This window comes from Janthinobacterium goodfellowi, from assembly GCF_051380695.1.
Classification (GTDB): domain Bacteria; phylum Pseudomonadota; class Gammaproteobacteria; order Burkholderiales; family Burkholderiaceae_D; genus Janthinobacterium.
The window spans coordinates 642,041-661,986 of sequence record NZ_JBNYXN010000002.1 but is presented as its reverse complement, the minus strand read 5'-3'; the positions used below and the strand labels follow the sequence as shown (position 1 = coordinate 661,986).

Annotated in this window: 16 protein-coding genes; 11 read left to right on the top strand and 5 right to left on the bottom strand. The window is 57.2% G+C overall.

Going from position 1 to position 19,946, the window contains the following annotated elements; translation table 11 throughout:
• Positions 1-30: 30 nt before the first annotated feature.
• From ACQ4WQ_RS10965 to ACQ4WQ_RS10940, 6 genes are all read left to right on the top strand, one after another.
• Positions 31-1,344 carry a TolC family protein gene (locus ACQ4WQ_RS10965; RefSeq protein WP_436496952.1) on the top strand — a complete coding sequence of 438 codons (1,314 nt, stop codon included), beginning with the start codon at positions 31-33 and terminating at the stop codon, positions 1,342-1,344.
• Complete coding sequence (locus ACQ4WQ_RS10960) at positions 1,341-2,870, top strand: efflux RND transporter periplasmic adaptor subunit (RefSeq protein ID WP_436496950.1); 1,530 nt, start codon at positions 1,341-1,343, stop codon at positions 2,868-2,870. Before ACQ4WQ_RS10965 ends, ACQ4WQ_RS10960 begins: the two co-directional genes overlap by 4 nt.
• The gene (locus tag ACQ4WQ_RS10955; protein WP_436496948.1) at positions 2,867-6,031 is read left to right on the top strand and encodes an efflux RND transporter permease subunit; all 3,165 of its coding nucleotides are present in this window, start codon (positions 2,867-2,869) and stop codon (positions 6,029-6,031) included. Before ACQ4WQ_RS10960 ends, ACQ4WQ_RS10955 begins: the two co-directional genes overlap by 4 nt.
• Positions 6,032-6,106: 75 nt before the next feature.
• Positions 6,107-6,511 (top strand): copper-binding protein, encoded by a 405-nt coding sequence (locus tag ACQ4WQ_RS10950; RefSeq protein ID WP_436496946.1) that lies wholly within the window; start codon positions 6,107-6,109, stop codon positions 6,509-6,511.
• Positions 6,512-6,583: 72 nt separating this feature from the next.
• The gene (locus ACQ4WQ_RS10945) at positions 6,584-7,069 is read left to right on the top strand and encodes an arsinothricin resistance N-acetyltransferase ArsN1 family B (RefSeq protein ID WP_436496944.1); all 486 of its coding nucleotides are present in this window, start codon (positions 6,584-6,586) and stop codon (positions 7,067-7,069) included.
• On the top strand, positions 7,062-8,012 hold the full coding sequence (locus ACQ4WQ_RS10940; RefSeq protein ID WP_436496942.1) for a DUF4238 domain-containing protein: 951 nt from the start codon (positions 7,062-7,064) through the stop codon (positions 8,010-8,012). The genes ACQ4WQ_RS10945 and ACQ4WQ_RS10940 overlap by 8 nt, the downstream gene beginning before the upstream one ends.
• An 85-nt stretch (positions 8,013-8,097) precedes the next feature.
• On the opposite strand, the gene ACQ4WQ_RS10935 is transcribed toward ACQ4WQ_RS10940, so the two are convergent.
• Complete coding sequence (locus ACQ4WQ_RS10935) at positions 8,098-9,048, bottom strand: tyrosine-type recombinase/integrase (RefSeq protein WP_436496940.1); 951 nt, start codon at positions 9,046-9,048, stop codon at positions 8,098-8,100.
• Positions 9,049-9,300: 252 nt separating this feature from the next.
• On the opposite strand from ACQ4WQ_RS10935, the gene ACQ4WQ_RS10930 reads away from it, so the two are divergent.
• The 3 genes from ACQ4WQ_RS10930 to ACQ4WQ_RS10920 all read left to right on the top strand — a co-directional run bounded on the left by ACQ4WQ_RS10930 (position 9,301) and on the right by ACQ4WQ_RS10920 (position 14,007).
• Positions 9,301-10,314 carry a DNA-binding protein gene (locus ACQ4WQ_RS10930; protein ID WP_436496938.1) on the top strand — a complete coding sequence of 338 codons (1,014 nt, stop codon included), beginning with the start codon at positions 9,301-9,303 and terminating at the stop codon, positions 10,312-10,314.
• 143 nt (positions 10,315-10,457) lie between these two features.
• The gene (locus tag ACQ4WQ_RS10925; RefSeq protein ID WP_436496936.1) at positions 10,458-11,570 is read left to right on the top strand and encodes a PIN domain-containing protein; all 1,113 of its coding nucleotides are present in this window, start codon (positions 10,458-10,460) and stop codon (positions 11,568-11,570) included.
• A gap of 4 nt (positions 11,571-11,574) precedes the next feature.
• Entirely contained in the window at positions 11,575-14,007 is a 2,433-nt protein-coding gene (locus ACQ4WQ_RS10920) for a hypothetical protein (RefSeq protein ID WP_436496934.1), read from the top strand.
• Between the two features lie 34 nt (positions 14,008-14,041).
• Here the strand turns inward: ACQ4WQ_RS10920 and ACQ4WQ_RS10915 are convergent, their stop codons facing one another.
• Complete coding sequence (locus ACQ4WQ_RS10915) at positions 14,042-14,533, bottom strand: helix-turn-helix transcriptional regulator (RefSeq protein ID WP_436496932.1); 492 nt, start codon at positions 14,531-14,533, stop codon at positions 14,042-14,044.
• A gap of 232 nt (positions 14,534-14,765) precedes the next feature.
• On the bottom strand, positions 14,766-15,683 hold the full coding sequence (locus tag ACQ4WQ_RS10910; RefSeq protein ID WP_436496930.1) for a hypothetical protein: 918 nt from the start codon (positions 15,681-15,683) through the stop codon (positions 14,766-14,768).
• 23 nt (positions 15,684-15,706) lie between these two features.
• On the opposite strand from ACQ4WQ_RS10910, the gene ACQ4WQ_RS10905 reads away from it, so the two are divergent.
• Positions 15,707-16,069 (top strand): hypothetical protein, encoded by a 363-nt coding sequence (locus ACQ4WQ_RS10905; protein WP_436496928.1) that lies wholly within the window; start codon positions 15,707-15,709, stop codon positions 16,067-16,069.
• Between the two features lie 290 nt (positions 16,070-16,359).
• Here the strand turns inward: ACQ4WQ_RS10905 and ACQ4WQ_RS10900 are convergent, their stop codons facing one another.
• On the bottom strand, positions 16,360-17,016 hold the full coding sequence (locus ACQ4WQ_RS10900) for an SDR family oxidoreductase (RefSeq protein WP_436496926.1): 657 nt from the start codon (positions 17,014-17,016) through the stop codon (positions 16,360-16,362).
• A 586-nt stretch (positions 17,017-17,602) separates the two neighbouring features.
• On the opposite strand from ACQ4WQ_RS10900, the gene ACQ4WQ_RS10895 reads away from it, so the two are divergent.
• Positions 17,603-18,925 (top strand): chitinase, encoded by a 1,323-nt coding sequence (locus tag ACQ4WQ_RS10895; protein WP_436496924.1) that lies wholly within the window; start codon positions 17,603-17,605, stop codon positions 18,923-18,925.
• Between the two features lie 76 nt (positions 18,926-19,001).
• On the opposite strand, the gene ACQ4WQ_RS10890 is transcribed toward ACQ4WQ_RS10895, so the two are convergent.
• On the bottom strand, positions 19,002-19,784 hold the full coding sequence (locus ACQ4WQ_RS10890; RefSeq protein WP_436496922.1) for a hypothetical protein: 783 nt from the start codon (positions 19,782-19,784) through the stop codon (positions 19,002-19,004).
• Between the last annotated feature and the right edge of the window lie 162 nt (positions 19,785-19,946).

Below are 19,946 nucleotides of genomic sequence, written 5' to 3'. Positions count from 1 at the left end.
CGCTATTGTCCATTGCATTCTGGAGATCCCATGTCACTCTCGTACTGCGTGCAGACGCACGCACGCGCAGCGCGTCTTCGCCCTTGGCGCAAGACGGCGCTTGCATTCGCCCTGACATTGCCCTTGCTGGCAGCGGCCGCGCCGCATCCACTGACTTTCAACGAGGCGCTGCGGCAGGCAGTCGCCCGCTCGCGGCAGCTGCCTGCGCAAGACCAGGCGGTGACCGCCGCGCAGCAAATGGCCATCGCGGTTGGGCAGCGGCCCGATCCCGTCCTCAAGGCTGGCATCGACAACCTTCCCCTGAGCGGCCACGACCGCTTTAATTTGAATAGCGATGCCATGACCATGCGGCGCATCGGCATCGCGCAGGAACTGACCAGCACCGATAAATTGCACTGGCGCGCTGTTCGCCAGGAACGCGAAGCGGGCAAGGCACAGGCACAGAAGCAGGTGGCCCTGGCCGCCATCGAGCGCGAGACAGCCATCGCCTGGCTGAACGTGTATTACAATCGGAAGGTGGCCACCGTGCTGGCCAAGCAGCTGGAGCTGTCGCGCCAGGAAATCGATGCTGCCGAGGCCGCTTATCGCGGCGGGCGCGGCAGCCAGGCCGATCTGCTGGCCGCGCGCGCCGCCCTGTTTGCGCTGGAAGACCGCGGCAGTCAGTCCCGGCGTGACCTCGACGTGGCTGCCAATGCGCTGGCCCGCTGGACGGGATCCGAAAGTGAATTGGCAGAATCCGACTTGCCGGACCTGGACAACATCGGCCTCGATCCGGCCATGATCGACGCGCAAAGCACGCGCCGCCCGCAGATCGCCGTGCTGGCGCGGCAGGAAGAGGCAGCGCAAGCTGATGTGCAACTGGCGCAGGCGAACCGTCATGCGGACTGGAGCGTCGAGGTAGCCTTCCAGCAACGCGGCAGCGCCTACGGCAACATGCTTTCCGTGGGCCTGTCGCTCCCCCTGCAGTGGGACCGGCCGCAACGCCAGGACCGCGACCTGGCGGCGAAACTGGCCTTGGCCGAGCAGGCGAAGGATGAGCGCGAAGAAGCCATGCGCGACGATGCCGCCACCACCCATGCCTTACTCATAGCCTGGAAGAATGGGCGCGAACGTACCGAGCGCTACACGCGGCAACTGCTGCCCGTGCTGGAACAGCGCAGCGAAGCTGCCCTGGCAGCCTACCGGGGTGGAAAAGGCACGCTGGCCGACGTGCTGGCCGCCCGGCGCGGCACGATGGATGCACGTATTGAATTGGTACGACTGCAGATGGACACTGCCCAGCGCTGGGCGCAACTACGTTTCCTCTTTCCTGACACCCAGCAAGACCTGGAGCACCCGCAATGAGCAATAAAAAAACACTCGCCATTGTCACCGTGCTGGCAGCCAGCTTTGCCGCCATCGGCTACTCCGCCTATCAGTTCGGCGCTGCCAACGGCACCCACGCTGCACCGGCAGTTGCCAGCAGCAGGACGCCGCTGTACTGGCACGACCCCATGGTGCCGGGCCAGAAGTTCGACAAACCAGGCAAATCACCGTTCATGGACATGCAGCTGGTTCCTGTCTATGCAGACAGCGATGCCGCCAACGATGACAGCCGCAGCATCCGCATCGATCCCCGCGTGCAGCAAAATTTGGGCGTGCGCACGGCACTCGTCACTTCGGGCGCACTGTCCGTACCGCTGGCGGCCGTCGGCAACGTGGCCTACAACGAGCGTGACGTGGCCGTCGTGCAGGCGCGCAGCGGCGGCTTCCTTGAGCGCCTGGCCGTGCGCGCGCCGTTCGACCCCGTGCGCAAAGGCCAGGCTTTGGCTGAACTGTATGTACCGGACTGGATCGCCGCGCAAGAAGAATTCCTCGCCGCCCGCCGCATGCGGGGCGATGGTGCGGCTGGCCTGGCTGATGCAGCCCGCCAGCGCATGCGCCTGGCAGGCATGGACGAGGCGCAGATCCGCCTGGTGGAAACGAGCGGCACCGTACACGCGCGGCTGACGGTGACGGCACCCATCGGCGGCGTCATTGCCGAGCTGGCGGCCCGCGAAGGCATGACGGTCACCGCCGGCGCACCGTTGTTCCGCATCAACGGCCTGGCCAACGTGTGGGTCAACGCCGAACTGCCCGAGAGCACTGCGGCCACGGTGCGTCCAGGCACGCCGGTCGAAGCGCGCGCGCAGGCGCTGCCCGGCAAGGTTTTCCATGGCAAGGTCAGCGTGATCTTGCCTGAAGTGAACGCAGCTACCCGCACCGTGACGGCCCGCATCGAGTTGGCCAATCCTGGCAGCCAGTTGTTGCCCGGCATGTTTACAACGCTCAATTTCGCGCCTGGGGCGGCTACCGACGTTCTGCTGCTGCCCTCGGAAGCTGTAATTCAGACGGGTACGCGCAAGGTCGTCATGCTGGCCGGGGAGGGCGGCCGCTTTACTCCGATCGAGGTGCAAACCGGTGCCGAGGGCAATGGCATGACGGAAATCCGTACAGGGCTGGCTGCCGGGCAGAAAGTGGTGGTATCGGGCCAATTCCTCGTCGATTCCGAAGCCAGCCTGAAGGGTACCATCACGCGCATGGGCGGCATGCCTGCGGCCGACGCGACGCCCGCCGTGGCGCAACATCACGCGGCGGGCACGGTGGAGCAGGTCGGCCCGCAAGACATCACCATTTCGCACGGCCCTGTCGCGTCGCTGCAATGGGGACCAATGACGATGGCGTTCAAGCTGCCGTCGGGCGGTTTGCCGGCACAGCTCCGCGTGGGCGATAAGGTGGACTTTGATTTCAGCAAGGGCGCGCAGGGCGGCTTCGTCATCACGGCCATCCGGCCAGCCTCCGCCTCTGCTGGCAGTATGGTGATGCCGGCGATGCAAGGAGGCAAGCCATGATTGCCAAGCTGATACGCTGGTCCATAGGCAACCGATTCCTCGTCCTGCTGGCGACTATTTTCCTGGCGGCCTGGGGCGTCTGGTCGTTGGCGCACACGCCGCTAGACGCGATCCCCGACCTGTCCGACACGCAAGTCATTGTGCGCACCAGTTATCCGGGACAGGCGCCGCAGATCGTCGAAAACCAGGTCACGTATCCGTTGACGACCACCATGCTATCGGTGCCGGGCGCAAAAAGCGTGCGCGGCTATTCCTTTTTCGGCGATTCCTTCGTCTACATCCTGTTCGAGGATGGCACAGATCCGTACTGGGCAAGGTCGCGCGTCCTGGAATATCTGAGTCAAGTGCAGTCGCGTCTGCCGGCGCAGGCGAAGACGGCGCTGGGGCCGGATGCCACGGGCGTGGGCTGGATCTACGAGTATGCGCTGGTCGACCGCAGCGGCAAGCAGGACCTGGCGCAACTGCGCGCTCTGCAGGACTGGTTCCTCAAGTTCGAGCTCAAGGCGCTACCGAACGTGTCGGAAGTGGCCAGCATTGGCGGCATGGTGCGCCAGTACCAGATCGTGCTGGATCCAGACAAGCTGCGCGCCTACGGCATTCCACACGGGAAAGTGATTGCCGCCTTGCAGCGCGCCAACCAGGAAACGGGTGGCGCCGTGCTGGAACTGGGCGAGGCGGAATACATGGTGCGCGCCTCGGGCTATCTGCAGTCGCTCGATGATTTCCGCAAGATTCCCCTGACAACGACGGACGCGGGCGTGTCAGTACGCCTAGGCGACGTGGCCACGGTGCAGCTGGGGCCGGAAATGCGGCGCGGCATTGTGGAACTGAACGGCGAGGGCGAAGTGGCGGGTGGCGTGATCATCATGCGCTCGGGCAAGAATGCGCTGGAAACCATTGCCGCCGTGAAAGCCAAGCTGGACGTACTGAAAGCGGGCTTGCCGCCCGGCGTGGAGATTGTGTCCGTGTATGACCGATCCAGCCTGATCCAGCGCGCCGTGGGCAATTTGCAGCAAAAGCTGATCGAGGAATTCATCGTCGTGGCCCTTGTCTGCGCCGTGTTCCTGTTTCACTTGCGCTCGGCGCTGGTGGCCATCGTCTCGCTGCCGCTGGGTATCCTGATCGCCTACATCGTCATGCATTACCAGGGCGTTAACGCCAACATCATGTCACTGGGCGGCATCGCTATCGCGATCGGCGCCATGGTTGACGCTGCCGTTGTCATGATTGAAAACGCACATAAGCATATCGAAGCCTGGCACGACGCGCACCCAGGACAGCAGTTGCAGGGTGAAACGCACTGGAACGTGATCGGCGACGCTGCCGCCGAGGTGGGCCCCGCCTTGTTCTTCTCCTTGCTGATTATCGTGCTGTCGTTCATTCCTGTGTTCAGCCTGGAAGCGCAGGAAGGCAGACTGTTCGCCCCGCTGGCGTTCACCAAGACCTATGCCATGGCGGCCGCCGCCGCCCTAGCCGTCACCCTGATCCCGGTACTCATGGGTTATCTGATCCGCGGCCGCATCCCTGCTGAGCACGGCAATCCGCTCAACCGCTGGCTGATCGCGTTGTACCGCCCTTTGCTGGACAGGGTATTACGGCGTCCCAAAACTACCTTGCTGCTGGCGGGCCTGACTGTGCTGCTGACGGCGTGGCCGATGTCGCGCCTGGGCGGTGAATTCATGCCGCCGCTCGACGAAGGCGACCTCTTGTACATGCCATCGGCCTTGCCCGGCTTGGCCGCGGGAAAGGTGGCCGAACTGCTGCAGCAGACGGACCGCCTGATCAAGACTGTGCCGGAAGTGCTGACGGTGTTCGGCAAGGCGGGCCGTGCCGAGACGGCCACGGACCCGGCGCCGATGGAAATGTTCGAAACGACGATACAGTTCAAACCGCGCGCGCAGTGGCGGGCCGGCATGACGCCCGACAAGCTGGTCGAGGAGCTGGACCGCGCCGTGCACGTGCCGGGCCTGACGAATATCTGGGTGCCGCCCATCCGCAACCGCATCGACATGCTGGCCACGGGCATCAAGAGCCCCGTCGGCATCAAGGTGGCGGGCGCCAGCTTGCAGGAAATCGACCGCATCACGGCCAGCATCGAGCATGTCGTCAAACAGGTACCCGGCGTGTCCTCGGCGCTGGCCGAGCGCCTGAACGGCGGGCGCTATGTCGACATCAAGATAGACCGCGACGCGGCGGCCCGCTATGGCTTGAATATTGCTGATGTGCAAAGTATCGTCGCCAGCGCCATCGGCGGTGAGAACGTCGGCGAAACGGTGGAAGGCTTGCAGCGCTTTCCCATCAGCGTGCGCTACCCGCGCGAGCTGCGCGATTCCGTCGAGAAACTGCGCGAGCTGCCCGTGCTGACGGAGCGGGGCGCGCAGATACGCCTGGGCGACGTGGCCTCCATTCGCATCGACGATGGTCCGCCCATGCTGAAAAGCGAGAACGCGCGCTTGTCCGGCTGGGTGTACGTGGATATCCACGGGCGCGACCTGAGTTCGGCCGTGCAGGAGATGCAGCGCGCGGTCACTGCGCAGGTCAAGTTGCCGCCCGGCTATTCGGTGACGTGGTCGGGGCAGTTCGAATACCTGGAACGGGCCACGGCGAAGTTGAAAATCGTCGTGCCCGCCACCTTGCTGATCATTTTCGTGCTGCTGTACCTGACCTTCGGCCGCGTCGACGAAGCCGCACTGATCATGGCGACCTTGCCGTTTGCGCTGGCGGGCGGCATCTGGCTGCTGTGGCTGCTGGGCTACCACCTTTCGGTGGCCAGCGGCGTGGGCTTCATCGCACTTGCGGGAGTGTCGGCAGAATTTGGCGTGATCATGCTGCTGTACCTGAAACAGGCATGGGAGGCGAAACAGGCGCAGGGCGCGCACGGCGAGGCGGCCTTGCTGGACGCCATCCGCGAAGGCGCTGTGTTGCGCGTGCGGCCGAAAGCCATGACGGTGGCCGTCATCATTGCCGGGTTGGTGCCGGTGATGCTTGGGACGGGAACAGGATCGGAAGTGATGCAGCGCATCGCCGCACCGATGGTGGGCGGCATGATCACGGCGCCGCTGCTGTCGATGTTTGTCGTGCCAGCGGTCTACCTGTTGATTCGTCGTAAGACAATGCGAGCGGCAATGGGCAAGCGGTTGTCTACAGATGTTGCGCACTAGGCAGGCGCAAGGTGCCCGCAGCTTGAGAGAGCTTGTGGGAGGAAATCTATTTTTTAGCTACTCAAAGGAACCATCATGAAAAACACTTTACAACTCCCTTTGCTACTGGCCATGTGTATTGCCGGTCCGGTGTTTGCACAAGCGCCAATGGCAGTGAAAGACGGAAAAATGGAACGGCCAGGTTGCCAGGCTATGAAGGGTATGGCGACCAAGGATTGCGCAGAAAAGACAGGCGCTCCGGACGCTAGCCAGCGTCCTACAATCACCCACAGCGCCGTCGCCACGGTCAAGGAAGTTGATGCGGCCAAGGGCAAGGTGATCTTGGCGCATGAAGCGATTCAAAGTCTGAACTGGCCACCAATGACGATGGGTTTCACAGTAATAGACAAGACTCTGTTTGGCAAACTAGTGGTCGGAAAGCAAGTACATGTCGACATCAAGAAAGAAGGTGCTGAATATGTTGTTATTGGAGTAAGATAAGATGCCGTAAGAGGTGCCTTCGATGCGAGGTGGCACCTCATTTCCCAACAGCTAAATATCGATTGCGACAAGATGATCCGAAGCGCAACTATTTCCGACGCTGCCATGATTGCCGCGATTTATAACCATTACGTTGGTAGCACTACCATCACATTTGAAGAACAAGCGGTCGATGTGGATGAAATGGCACAGCGCATTAGCTCGGTCGGCGCGCAACTGCCGTGGTTTGCCTTCGAACGGGATGGGCAGGTATTGGGGTATGCCTATGCTACACCCTGGCGAGTTCGCAGCGCATATCGGTTTTCGGTCGAATCCACGGTGTATGTGGCACGCGATTGTGTCGGACAAGGCATCGGCCGCCAGCTTTATGCTGCCTTAATCGACGAATTGCGTCGGCGTCAGCTGCAGGTGGTGATTGGCGGTATCGCACAGCCCAACGACGCCAGCGTCGCTTTGCATGAGCTTCTGGGATTCGAGAAGGTGGCCATGTTTAAGCGCGTTGGCCGCAAGTTCGACCAGTGGATTGATGTGGGGTACTGGGAGTTGCAGATTGGGTAAAACGAGCAAGCCACAAAAAAAACATCACTATCTGCCTCGCTTTTATCTGCGCGGTTTTTCGCCGAACCAATGCGCGATCTTTCAGATATACAAAGAGGAGTCGAAGGTGATTCCTGGTACGGTAGATAGTGTGGGATATCTTAAAAATTTTCACACGAATGACACTGAGGGCGTAGCGGACCCACAGTTTCTTGAAAAGTCTCTGGCCAGCTTGGAAGGGCTGCAGAGTGCTACGCTCAAGGTAGTGCATCTCAATGGTATACGAGCTGAAGAAACGCGGCGTGATCTGGTCGATTTATTGGCATTCATGCGAATGCGAATTCCTGCCGTGAAAGATCATGTTGGGAACTCGAAGCAAGAAGCGCTACGGCTACAGTTGCAGGAACTTGAACGGAAAGGTCAGCTCCCTACACGTCCTACCGGCTATGAAAAAGTATTAGCTGTAGAAAACATCACCATTGAAGTATCCAACGCCGAACGCCTACGCGTCATGTTTAAAACGGCAACCAATAAAGAGATTTTGAAGATACTCTATCAAATGCGCATGACATTGTATGAGGCGCCTTTCGGTGACTCCTTTGCGACTTCAGATCAACCTGTTGCGCTGTACCACCCGGATCCCCAATTGCATCAGCAGGGCGTCGGCCCCGCCACGATCGGAGTTCAAGTGTCGTTTCCGCTGAGCAGCCGATTGTTATTGCAATTGGACCACCTGCCAGGGCCGCATTCAGAGCTGCTGGCTACAAGCGATGAAGTGCGCGAATTTAATCGTCGCACGGTGGTGATGGCCAAAAAATATATTTTTACCGGCGATGACCCTGTACGAATTGACGCATTGACAGAGCAGTACGCGACATCTTCAGCTGGCTTTATGCATCAGACCAGTACTCAAGCTGGTGGCCTTTACCAAACACATCACTTCATTCCGGTAAGTCCCGCCTAGTCGAGTGCATTCCAGCCATGAACAGCCATGTCTCAGGTCAAAGCAAGAATCGGCAGCCGCTTGTGGTCTGGCCGAAGAAGGCCGGTTACTTGACTTCAAGACGAGGTAGGTTCTGCTCGATGCGGAGCCGATTAAACGAATCCCCCCGGTCAATGTAGCGCAAGGCGGACTGGGCATTCTTCCAGCCTACGTGCTCCATCAGCGTTTTGAGATCCCATCCATTGGCTGTTGCCCAACTGGCAAAACCGCGCCGCAACGAGTGCGCGCTATACAGAGCAGGCGCGTCCACGCCGGCGTCGTGCAGGATAGTGCGTAGGAGCGGCACCAGGCTGTCGATATTGAGGCCGGTAGGGCGGATATTGCCCCAGCGATCAATTGCGCGGAACGCAGGACCGGCCGGCAATGCCGCTGCAGTAACCCACTCCTCGTAAGCGGTGACCGGGCACAGGCGCGATAGAAGTGGCACCTTGAAGCTGCCGCCTTTAAACTGGCGATCCCCTTTTGTCCGCGGCAGGAAGCAGGTCATCCCTTCGCCTGGAGTAGTGTGAACGTGCTCGATTTGCAGGCGGGTTAGCTCGTCGCCGCGAAACCCACGCCAGAATCCGAGCAGAAACAACGCCTTGTTGCGACGGTACCGCAATTCGGCTCCCAGTGCTCCCTGCGCTTGTGCCGCGTCAGCGCTGGCCGTCAACCAGCGATCGACTAGCATGAGTTGATCAATCTGAAAGGGTTTTGCCCGCTTTTCCTGGGCCGGGTACAAGGTCTGGATGCCACGCAAAACCTGGCGTACCACGGGTGCCTTGGTCGGATCTGGAAAGCCTTGATCGAGATGCCACTTGGCCAATGCAGCTAAACGCTGACGCAGGGTGTTGACGGCATGTTTGTCGGCGCGATGGGCCAGGTAGCGCGCAATGCTGTCAGGCGTGGCGGGTAAAAACCCGCCCCATTCCACCTCGAAGTCGCGGAGCGCGCTTTGATAGCTCTGCCGGGTATTTTCGCGAGTAGCGGCCTGCAGGAAGCGATCGATATCAGACATGGCAAGCAAAGCTGAAGGAATCCGGGCAAGGGCAGTAATGAGGTCGTTGGCAAAAGGAGCGGTGCCGCGTTTGTCTGGCGTTCAGGCTAAATGTACAGGTGCACTGGTCAAAACTGCACAAAACATGGCCTAGCACAGGATAAGAATACATTATCCGGCCTCAATTTCAAGAAGAATCTCACCTTGATTTTCGCCGAAAATGGTATGTAATTACATGGTATGTAATGCATTATCTTATTTCGTGGAGGCGCTATGGCACGTGCTGGACTCTATTATTCCGATGTTAAAAAAGCACGTGATGCGTTACTTGCGCAAGGGCGGCACCCTTCGGTCGATGCAGTGCGCGTTGCTCTGGGCAACACTGGCTCCAAAACCACTATCCATAAATATCTAAAAGAACTGGAAGCGGAGGAGGGGGGGCGCGACGGCCACAAGGCGCCGATCAGCGACGCGTTACAAGACCTCGTGGCGCGCCTGGCGGCGCGATTGCAGGAGGAGGCGAGTGAACGTATTGCCTTGATTGAGGTAGACTTTGCTAAGCGGGAGCGGGAACATTCCGGGATCGTAACTGGCTTGCAACAGGAATTGGCTTCGGTGCTAGATCAACTGCGCCAAGCCAAGGTTTACAGCGAGGAAGTAGGGCGGGCGCACGAAGACACAAATATGCGCTTGCAAGAAGAATCCATTTCGCGTCACACTGCGCAACAGCAGGTGGCTGATCTCCAGGAACGCCTGGCCGAAAACGAGGCATACCGACAATCGCTGGAAGAAAAACATGCCCATGCACGTAACTCCTTGGAACACTACAGGCAATCCGTCAAAGAACAGCGTGAGCAGGAGGCGCGCCGCCACGAGCAACAGCTACAACAACTGCAGGCGGAGTTCCGGCAGCAACAGCAAGCTGTAGTGAAAAAACAGGAAGAATCGACTCGTTTAAACCAGGAAGGTGCTCGGCTCGTTGCTGCGCTCGCGCACGCTGAGAAGTCCCTCTATGACGAGCAGTCCAGAGGGCGCCAACTCAACGATCGGCTTGCAACCAGCCAAAGCACGGCGCGACAGGTCGAAGTGATGCTTGCACAGGTTGCCGGCAACGAGCGTTTGATCGAGGCACTCAGGGAACAGTTGCTGCAGTCATCTGCAAATACAGAGGTGTTGTCGATCCAGGCAAGAACCCTGGAAACAGCATTAATTGCAGCGCAAATAACGCTCGCCTCACAACACGAAATCATTAGTGATTTGCGTGGCCGTAGGCCTAAACTCAATTGAACTGAAGGCAGAGGCAGCAACGACTTAACCTCATGTGCCTACTTGTCTAGAGTCGTGCAATTATGTAAACGCTCTACCTTTCCCACTTAGGGATTGAGGTGATGCACTCGAAACGGTGGTTGAAACTTGAGCTTGATTGGCCCGTGGAATACAGTGACAGCTATATTGCCATTTGTGGCATGATGTTATTTATGGCAGATAATAGACAGCTCTATGTTTTGTGCGATACCAATGCGGCAGTTCGTGATGCACACCTTTTCCGTAAAAAAGGAGGGCCCTTTCTTGTCGCCGCGCTACGCGCTAAGAAGGCCAAGCTGTTGGTGCCTGAAGTTCTCCGGATGGAATATATTACCCAGTTCATTCAAGCTGGAGAGGACGCGCTCCAAAAGGCAACGAAAGAGCTGGATAAACTGAAGACTTTCTGTGGATATGGTATGGGAGGATTTCTCCCTAAGTCTCTATTCGGCGAAGCTCAGGCGCTGGACATCTTGGCTCAGCTCGAAGACATCATCCATACCATCCCAACCACCCAGGAACTCAAAGTTGCGGCGGCTGACCGTTCGATCAATGGGATTCGACCTACCTCCAAGACGGACCACGGTTATAAGGATTGCCTGATCTGGGAGAGTCTACTCACGTTACCTAAAGGATCCGAGGTAATGTTGCTCTCACGTGACGAAGCCGCATTCTTCAATGACGGAGTCCTTGCAACCGAGCTGGAAAGGGAGGCTAAAGAGAGGGGGCTATTTTTGACTGCATATAGCACCACAAAGAATCCTACATTGATGCCATTGGTTAACGCGCTGAAAGATCGATTTGCTGACATCGCTGCCATGACTGGAGCCGATCTACCCGTTGATGATCATCCAATCATTCAAGCATACATGCATTCTGAGCAGCTTGCCCCAGTGCTCCCAAAGGACGCTATTGACGACGTTCCTCAGCCGGTAGACGTCGCAGCCGGCGAACTCGAAGGACTCTTCGCGGCACAAACAAAATCGTTCTCCCTCATCGACATAAAAGCATTGGGGTTCGTTAGCTATTTGAAAAGCACGGACAAACGGACTGTGATTGACTTACTCTTGCAATCGAATATTGCAGCTGAGGCGGCTAGGAATGCACTGGATCGATTGGCCATGGCAGGATTGATTCATGATACCGGTCACAATTACCTCGCTGTCGATGGGCGCCTAATGGAAGTAGCAGCAATGCTGGTTGAGCCAGAGATGATCAAGCTGACCGGACTGGGGGACTGACGAAATGGATTTTGCGACCCGCATCAAAATCTTAGCTCGCTTGGCCCAGTCAAGCACCCCGGCCGCTGAAGAGGCCGTCGGTCGAGCTGTCGAACAAGCATGCGCGACTCTGATGAAAGGAAATGAATACGAATCTCTGGCATTTGGCATTGAGGTATTAGCTACGGTGGGATTTCGTAGGAGCAAGGAAACTGTGTCTGTCATAGACGGCTTCATTCGCTCGGTCGAAGCCCGACACTTGGTGCACCCGAAAGAGTATGACGCTCTAGTTCACACATTGTTTAAATACCGGAATGCCTACACTTTGATATCCAAAGGAATTGAAGTGCTCTCTGCGCTACGTTACCTAGAGACGCCTGCTGTCGTCGAAACTTTGCTCTGGGCCTCGACGCACACCGACAAGTCTGTCCTCAAAGACGCTTTGACTGCATTGAGCAGCTTGGCAAAGTACAACCTGTCGGTCTACTACGGAAACGAGGACGGCGGCGGGGGCGGGATCGGAGCTTCACCACAACTGTCGGTCGTTAATAGCCTCGAGCAGAAGAGTGATATGGAACTGCAGTTCCTCCTCCAAGGAGTACTCACTCTTTTAGAAGGAGTGCTGTCGACATCAATGGAGTCTGCAAGGTGGTCATCGACGGCAATGACCTTATCTCGTGCCGCGACGCCGGCTGATGCAAGTGTCTTAGCCGTCCGACAACGAAGCATTAAACTCCTCATAAAGCTATATGGCCTATGCGAAACTAAGTCGCAGAAACTTGCTGTCATCAGGGCATTAGAGATTGCCACGCGCGCTCAGAGCAAGATAGCTGTGGACAAGGAGTATGCTGCCATGATCTCTGAAAATGCGCAGGAAGTGCTGGCCTTTTTTGCTTACATAGTCAAAGATGAAGATCTTCAAATAGTCCAGAAGGTGGAGCACGATAGCTATTGGATTCACTATCGCAACCCATCCGAGGATGTTAGAGCAGCTGCGCTTAATGTGAAGGCCTCCATTGACGCAAATGAAGAGTACATAATTTATAAGACACTCGTAGGCTTTGAGGGGGTTTTCGGTGATTGGTCGACAGCCAAGAGGGACGAGTCCTTTGCTCTTGGGACCCAAGATTTCAGACTGAAGCAAGCGCGTGTCATTGCGTCTAGAGTCGCGGAAGAGGGGTTCGAGGAATGGCGACGAAGGATCCTTTCTTTCGCCAAGACTGAGTCTAATGATCTGGCGACTTTTCCAATCTTCTACGAGTTCCTCGCGGATGTATCAAGTTCATACCCGGAATTCGCGCTGAACTTGCTTATTAAAGATTCAGACGCGCTATCAAAATTCCTGATTCCGATTCTTCGCGGCCTTTGGGATAGTGCGAAGCGTGATGAGGTCAGACCGCTCATAGAGGGATGGGTACGTCAGGCACATTTAGAGGACACAACCTTGTTGTATGCGTGCGCCAAGATTTTCTTGTCAACTAAGGATGTCGATATTCAGCTTCTCGAGCAATTGCTGAAAAAAGCGACGGAACTCAAGGACACATACGTGTTGCGCCAGATCGCTTCTGTAGCCATTGCTAGATTTGAAACGGAGGAGCTTCGCGGCGAACTGAAGGCACTTTTCTTACGTGTCATATCTCAGTTCACTGAGCTTGGAGATGCGAACTGGGTTAGGGAGACATGGTTCCGGAAGGAGGCAAAGGAAATGGTCGCGAGCCTATCACCAATCGAGCGCCATGACGTCCTGAAAAACCTGCATTTTCTTCTGCAAATCGACTATCAAGCTGAGGGCTTGCTAGCAGAAATTGCTGAGCATGAGCCGCACGAGGTCGTGGATTTCCTCTGCACACGGTTGTATGAGTCAGATGAACACGCCAAAACAGTCGCGGAGAAGGAAGGTGAAGAATATGAGGAGTTACCGTTCCAATTCCACAGACTTCAAGATCTTCTCGCAATTCATCCTAAAATGGTGACCCACAAAGTTTTGGCTTGTTATCGCAAAGACTCTTCACTCTTTGCATTCAGGGGCGCAAAGCTCCTTCAGGTCATTTTCCCACAGTTCCCAGAACCTTTTCAGAGAGCGCTTGTGCAATTAGTTCGCGAGGGCGGTGATACAGAGCTGGAGTTTGTGGCCGGTGTCCTGCGCGCATATAGTGGAGAGACCTTCATCTATCCAGTCGCTAGGGAACTCATCAAACGGTTACCTCCAGGTAATCCACTTGTCGATGCTGTCGAGATAGCTCTTCAGAGCACCGGCGTAGTCTCTGGACAGTATGGAATGGCTGAGGCATATGAAAGGAAACGCCTTGAGGTGCTGGACTGGCTCCAAGATCCAAATGACCATATTCGGGCCTTTGCCATTAAGTACATATCGGAGCTTGAAGTTATGCGAGACAGCGAAAGGGCGCAGGCTGAAGAGTCAATCGCACTGCGAAGGTTCCATCATGGAGAGAAGTAGCTCTGGCGGTTAAGCTGCCGCATGTACTGATCGTTTATAGCCAGAGATTGCTGCGCACACTACCTACTTGTCGGGTCAATTGGGCAACGCGCGCCCAAATGTGCGCCGGTGGAACCGCTTCCAGATGCGCGGTTTCCTCGATCGCCATCACCACCACCTGCAGGGGAGTTTCGTCCAGGAAGTGCAGTAACTGCGATTGATGGTTGGTCGGCACCTGTCCGGTAGCCAGGGCCTGCCGCAGTTGCTCGCTGGTCAGCTCGCCCTTGTAGCTGACACTCGCGTTTTTTGCCGCCATCCATAAACCGCGTTTTTTCTCCCTGGCCTGGATCGTTGGCGGGGTAAAACTGAGTCCGAGTACCCCCAGCAGTTTCACCACGCGTCCAAAACTTAAGTCGGCAATGGTTCCAGCCTCCAGTTGCTGCACCGTCTGGCGCGACAGACCAGCCAACCGCGCCAGGCGTAGCTGCGTCAACCCAAGAGCTAAGCGACGGACGCGGACTGCTTTGCCGACTTCGTAGAGGTTCATGAGTTGCCGTTTTTGTGGTGTACAAAATATTTTACATCCATTTTGCTGGCAAGCGGAATGCGTTTTAGGCCGATGTGATCTGTATGGGCTGGCAGACCATCGACAGGTGCCTGTCTCCGGCAGATAGGCAAAAAGAGACTCGGCACAGGTCGAGTCTCTTTATAGATGTGGGTTAATACTGCTCTCTGTTAAGCAAAGGAGGGCGCCTCAGGTACGTCTTAATTGTCATGGCTTAGTCCTCCTCTGACTCGAGATCCTCGAAGAAGTTAGGCTCGACGTTAAAGGTTAGAGTACCGTGCTTCGCCTGGATCAGTTGCACGACCGACTCTGGGTCGGCATTGGCGAAGTCGATGACGTAACCATAAAAGCCCTCGCCACTATTGCCCGTGTCGTTCCAAGTTTCGTAGTTGCTGAGATGCACCAGCAGTGCAGGGTCTATCTTGAGCAACTCGCCAAACGCTTCAGCGCGCGAACGCAGCGGGCCACGTGGCTGATCGTCTGCCCAGCTGTCATCAGGTTCCGCAGACAGAATCCTTACCGTGACATCAGAAATCATCCGGCGGCCGATACGGTCCATGCTCAGTTCCGCAACGACGTCTACCTTGTTGCCGTAGTACGGGCGCTCCTCATCCGGAATCATGGACAGATGGCCAGCGATCTCGACTTCAAACCTTTCGCCGATCTCAGGCAATACGTTGAACGAGAAATCAAATGGCATGTAAATCTCCGACACGCCATTGGTATTCATATCAGATGTATGATTCGACACATTGTCGTCGTTGAGCACCACCTGCTGAACCGTGTCGTGAATCTCATTGAAAAAAGCATCATCTGAATCGTATACGCGGGCGCCACGTGGTTGGGTGGCAAACGCTACCGCTATCAAGTCGACAAGGGCTGCATCATCGAAGTCCAGCTCCAGCTCGTCGCTACGCATTCGTAGGAACGTCACGTCCAAAATTAGATGGCAGTTTGATGCAATCTGCTCAGGCTCGCGTCGTGCTGTCAAATTGTGCTGGTATCCTGCCAGGCTACCGTAGCCGAAGGCAGCAGCAAGAAGTTGTTGAGCGTGGCCCAGTTTGATGGCTTTGCCTCGGATTTGCGAGGCGACACGAATGGAATAGGCTAAAGCGCCAAAATTGGTAGTCATGTGTGTTCTCCAGAATATCTGACATGGAACAACCAGCGCTTCGTTTTGCCCCATGCCGCGAAGACGCACATGGATCAAAAGATGTATGTAGTACGGTGACTGAAATTCCGTCTTTTTTGAGCCGCTGGACTCAGGCGGACGCCTTAATCAATATTATTCCAGATGCTGCCCTGATAGCAAGCGGTTCGCAAAATATCGTAGAAGACCGTTTTGCTCCATGTGCGTCTTCGCGGCATGGGGCAAAACGAAGCGCTGGTTATTCCATTACGGGTGAAGTGGATCAGATTTCAGTGCAAATCAACACTGGTGCTTACGTAATCATTCGGACAAGACGTAAAGATCGCAAAAATGTCGATTCGTCGAGACACCGTGCGACAGCAAGTTGATCTTTTTCATCCTTAGATATTCACGACAGCAAGTTGATCTTTTTCTGCCTGAAACCCCAAAGTACCTAGAATGCTGTCGCGGGAGTACTCATAATGCTGTCGGCGTACTATGCTAGACTTTTTCGAGGAACTACATGTACTGCTTTGATTCTGCACTCTTTTAGCCATTTGACATAATATAAATTATGCGAAGTTATGGATGGATTTGTCAAATCCCCCGTTTTGCAGCTTAGACAATCGCAAATGCGATTTTGGCCCTTTGCGCGCCGCTGTCGCCGGTGGCTCACCAGCTACATGAAATACGGCTTATCCCCGTCCGTATTCGGTTTGTTCACGCCCAGGTTGGCGTGCCGGTGCAGGTCTGGCGTTTCGATGATGCTGGCGATCAGGTCTGCTACGCTCCTGCGCGACACCACGGTGCCTTTGAATGGCGCGTGGCGCGTGGTCAGTTCGTAGTCGACCTCGTCTTCGTTCGTCATCCAGGCTGGGCGCACGATGGTGTATGCCAGGCCCGATGCTTCGATGGCGTCGGCGGCGCGGCGGAATGGTTTCAGGTCTTCGGCCAGCATGGCGTTGTTCCACTCGCCGAATTTGCCGGGAACTTCATCGTAGATGCCCATCGACAGGACGAAAATCAGGCGTTCGACACCTGAGGCCCGCATGGCGGCAATGATGCTGTTGGCCTGGTGTTCCATGTCGTCGCCCACCAGATTGGCGTAGACCACGTCATGACCGGGCATCGTTTTCCGCAGCAAAGCCTGGTCCAGCACGTCACCGGCCAGCACGCTGCCGTTGGCCGGGATTGGCGTTGGCAGCTTGCCGGGATTGCGCAGCAACAGCGTCAAGGCGAAGTCTTTACGGCCCGCGAAGGCGCGGATGACCCACTGCGCTACCTGGCCGCCTGCGCCCAGTATCAATATCTTTTTCATCGTTATCGCTTTCGTCATGGCACGCTGCCATGCAGGAAGTTACAGGCTTTCTTCGACGAAAGGAACACGGCGCGCTTGAAAAAAAGACAAAAACGCTCCATGAGCGCCAGCCCATCGCCTTGTCCAGCGGTAGATTGCTGCCCATGTAATTTCAATGAAATCAGGCGCTTGCCGATTATGTTGAATGAGAAGTCTCAATATCGGAGAAGCAATCAGGAGACCCGCATGACCCATTCGCATCCACGCCCGGCGCTTCTTTTAGCGCATTGCCGCCGCTTTCTGTCGCTGCTGGACCTGTCGCGCGTGCCGTATGCCGATTTGCGCAAGGAAACCGCGCCGTAACCGCTGTTGGGTTCCTCCTCCCTTCCCCGCCCTGCTCCCGACGCTCTTGCGTACACCATACCAGCGCACCGGAAAACCGGCACTGGTATGGCCGGCATCGCTCATCTCAAGGGGAAAGTCCGCAACTGGTATTGTGATCTTGCGCAAAGAATAAAACCAGTTGACTACCACCTGCAATGCTTGCACTCTGAAAAATCGGACGGTGATCAACCGGCTCGGCCATGAAAAAAATACACAAGGAGATGCAATGAACCGGACAGTCATGAATACCCTCATCATTACCCTTTTCGGCGGGACGTTGGCCGCTTGCGGCGGGGGCGACGGCTCCAGCGCCGGCGCAAGCCAGCTGCTGGCCGGTGCCACCGAAGCGGTCGCCTGCTACACGCCATGGAACAGCGGCACCGCCTACAATGGCGGCGGCAAGGCCAGTTACAACAACGTCAATTACACGGCCAACTGGTGGACGCAAGGCAATAACCCGTCGACCAGCAGCGGCGGCGCCGGCAGCGGCCAGCCATGGACGGTGGTGGGAGACTGCGGTACGCCGACGCCGACACCGACTCCTACCCCAACGCCAACACCCACCCCAACACCTACGCCGACTCCTACCCCAACCCCAACCCCAACGCCTACGCCGACAGGCCTGGCGAAGCACGCGCTGATCGGCTACTGGCACAACTTCACCAACCCCAGCGGCGCCACGTATCCGATCAGCCAGGTCAGCGACGAGTGGGACGTGATCGTCGTCTCGTTCGGCGACAACGCGGGCGGCGGCAATGTCAGCCTGACCATCGATCCGGGTGCGGGCACGGAAGCGCAATTCATCGCCGACGTGGCCGCCAAGCGGGCGAAAGGCAAGAAAGTCATCCTGTCGCTGGGCGGGCAAAACGGTTCCGTTTCCGTCGGCAACACGGCCGAAGCGACGAATTTCACCAACAGCCTGTACTCCATCATCACCAAATATGGCTTCGATGGCATCGACCTGGATCTGGAAAACGGCGTGGCGCAGGGCGCGGCCATCCAGACCTACCTGCCGATCGCCGTGAAAAACCTGAAAGCCAAGGTCGGCAGCAGCTTTTACCTGTCGATGGCGCCGGAATGGGTGTACGTGGAAGGGGGCTACACGAGCTACGGCAGCATCTGGGGCGCCTACATTCCCATCATCAATGCCTTGCGCAGCGAGCTGACGGTGCTGCACCCGCAGTACTACAACAATGGCGACATCTACACGCCGTACGCCACGGGCGCCATCAAGGCCGGCTCGGCCGACCAGCTGGTGGCCACGGCGCGCATGCTGATCGAGGGTTTTAACTATGGCGGCAACACTTTCGCCGGCCTGCGTCCGGACCAGGTAGGCTTCGGCGTGCCGTCGGGCCGCAGCTCGGCCGGGTCCGGTTTCACGACGAATGCCGACGTCAGCAACGCCCTGAATTGCCTGACGCGCCTGCTCAACTGCGGCACCATCAAGCCGCTGCAGGCGTATCCGGACTTCCGCGGCGTGATGACATGGTCGATCAACTGGGACCGCCACGACGGCTATAACTTCTCCGTGCCGACGAAGAATGTGCTGAAGACCTTGCCGTAAGGCGCCAGGCAGGCCGGAGGAGGACTGCCCTCCTCCGGCCTGCCGCTTCTACACACTATATATATTAGTGGCGTGTTCAAGCCCCCGGCTGGAACACCAGCCGCTCCGGGTCGCTCATCCGCCAGTCCAGCACGCGGTCGCGCCAGCTTGGCTTGCCGTCATGGGCCAGCACGTGGCGCGCATAGGCGCAAAACCGGGCCGCGTCGATGTGTTCGGCGCGGGGAATGCCGCGAAAACGCCGGTCCAGCACAAAGAAGCGCAGCCGCCACATGATGTTTGTCCCTCCAGGCACAGCGGTTGGTGGCAGTTCTTCCCGCGTGACGCGTATAAAAATCACCTCCGCATGGCGCTTGCTTAACTGGCTGAGCTGGCAAAACAGGTTCCAGGCCTGCATGTCGACCCGGTAATGGCAGGTCGACACGCCGCTGACCAGCGGATACCGCCCCGTCTGGCGCGCAATGCGGTCGCAGGCAAACCGGGCCAGCACCGTGCGGTGACTCCCGCCGCCATCCGTGTACCAGTTTTGGCCATCGATGGTGCTGAGCATGATGCCGTTGTCCACGTCGCCATTGAAATAGTAGTCGGGATGGCGTTCATACTGCTCAAAGACGCCGCGCATCTTGCCAGGCTTGTACTGCGGCGCCAGCGCCGCCTCGCGCCAGGATTGCCCCGCGTAATGTCCCGACTGGCCGACGACCGTACGCATGTCGACGCGCACATCGCGCCGCCGGCATTCGCGCACGACGAAGTCTTCGAGGTTGGCGCCGTGCTGCGATGGAAATATATCGCACCATTCGGCAATCACTTGTTGCGACCAGGGCTGTGGCGTGGTCAATACGTCATCAAAAAGGGTGGGCATGCTGTACTCCAGTGACACCAGCACATGCTGGTCTGTTGTATAGGCAGCAAATGAGCGTGCCGAGCCGCCTCATCCCGATTTCTTGCAAATATAATGAATTTTAAAGTATCAATAGCTTTAATCTATTAATTCAGTTGAAATATTTTACTTCCTTTTGTAAAT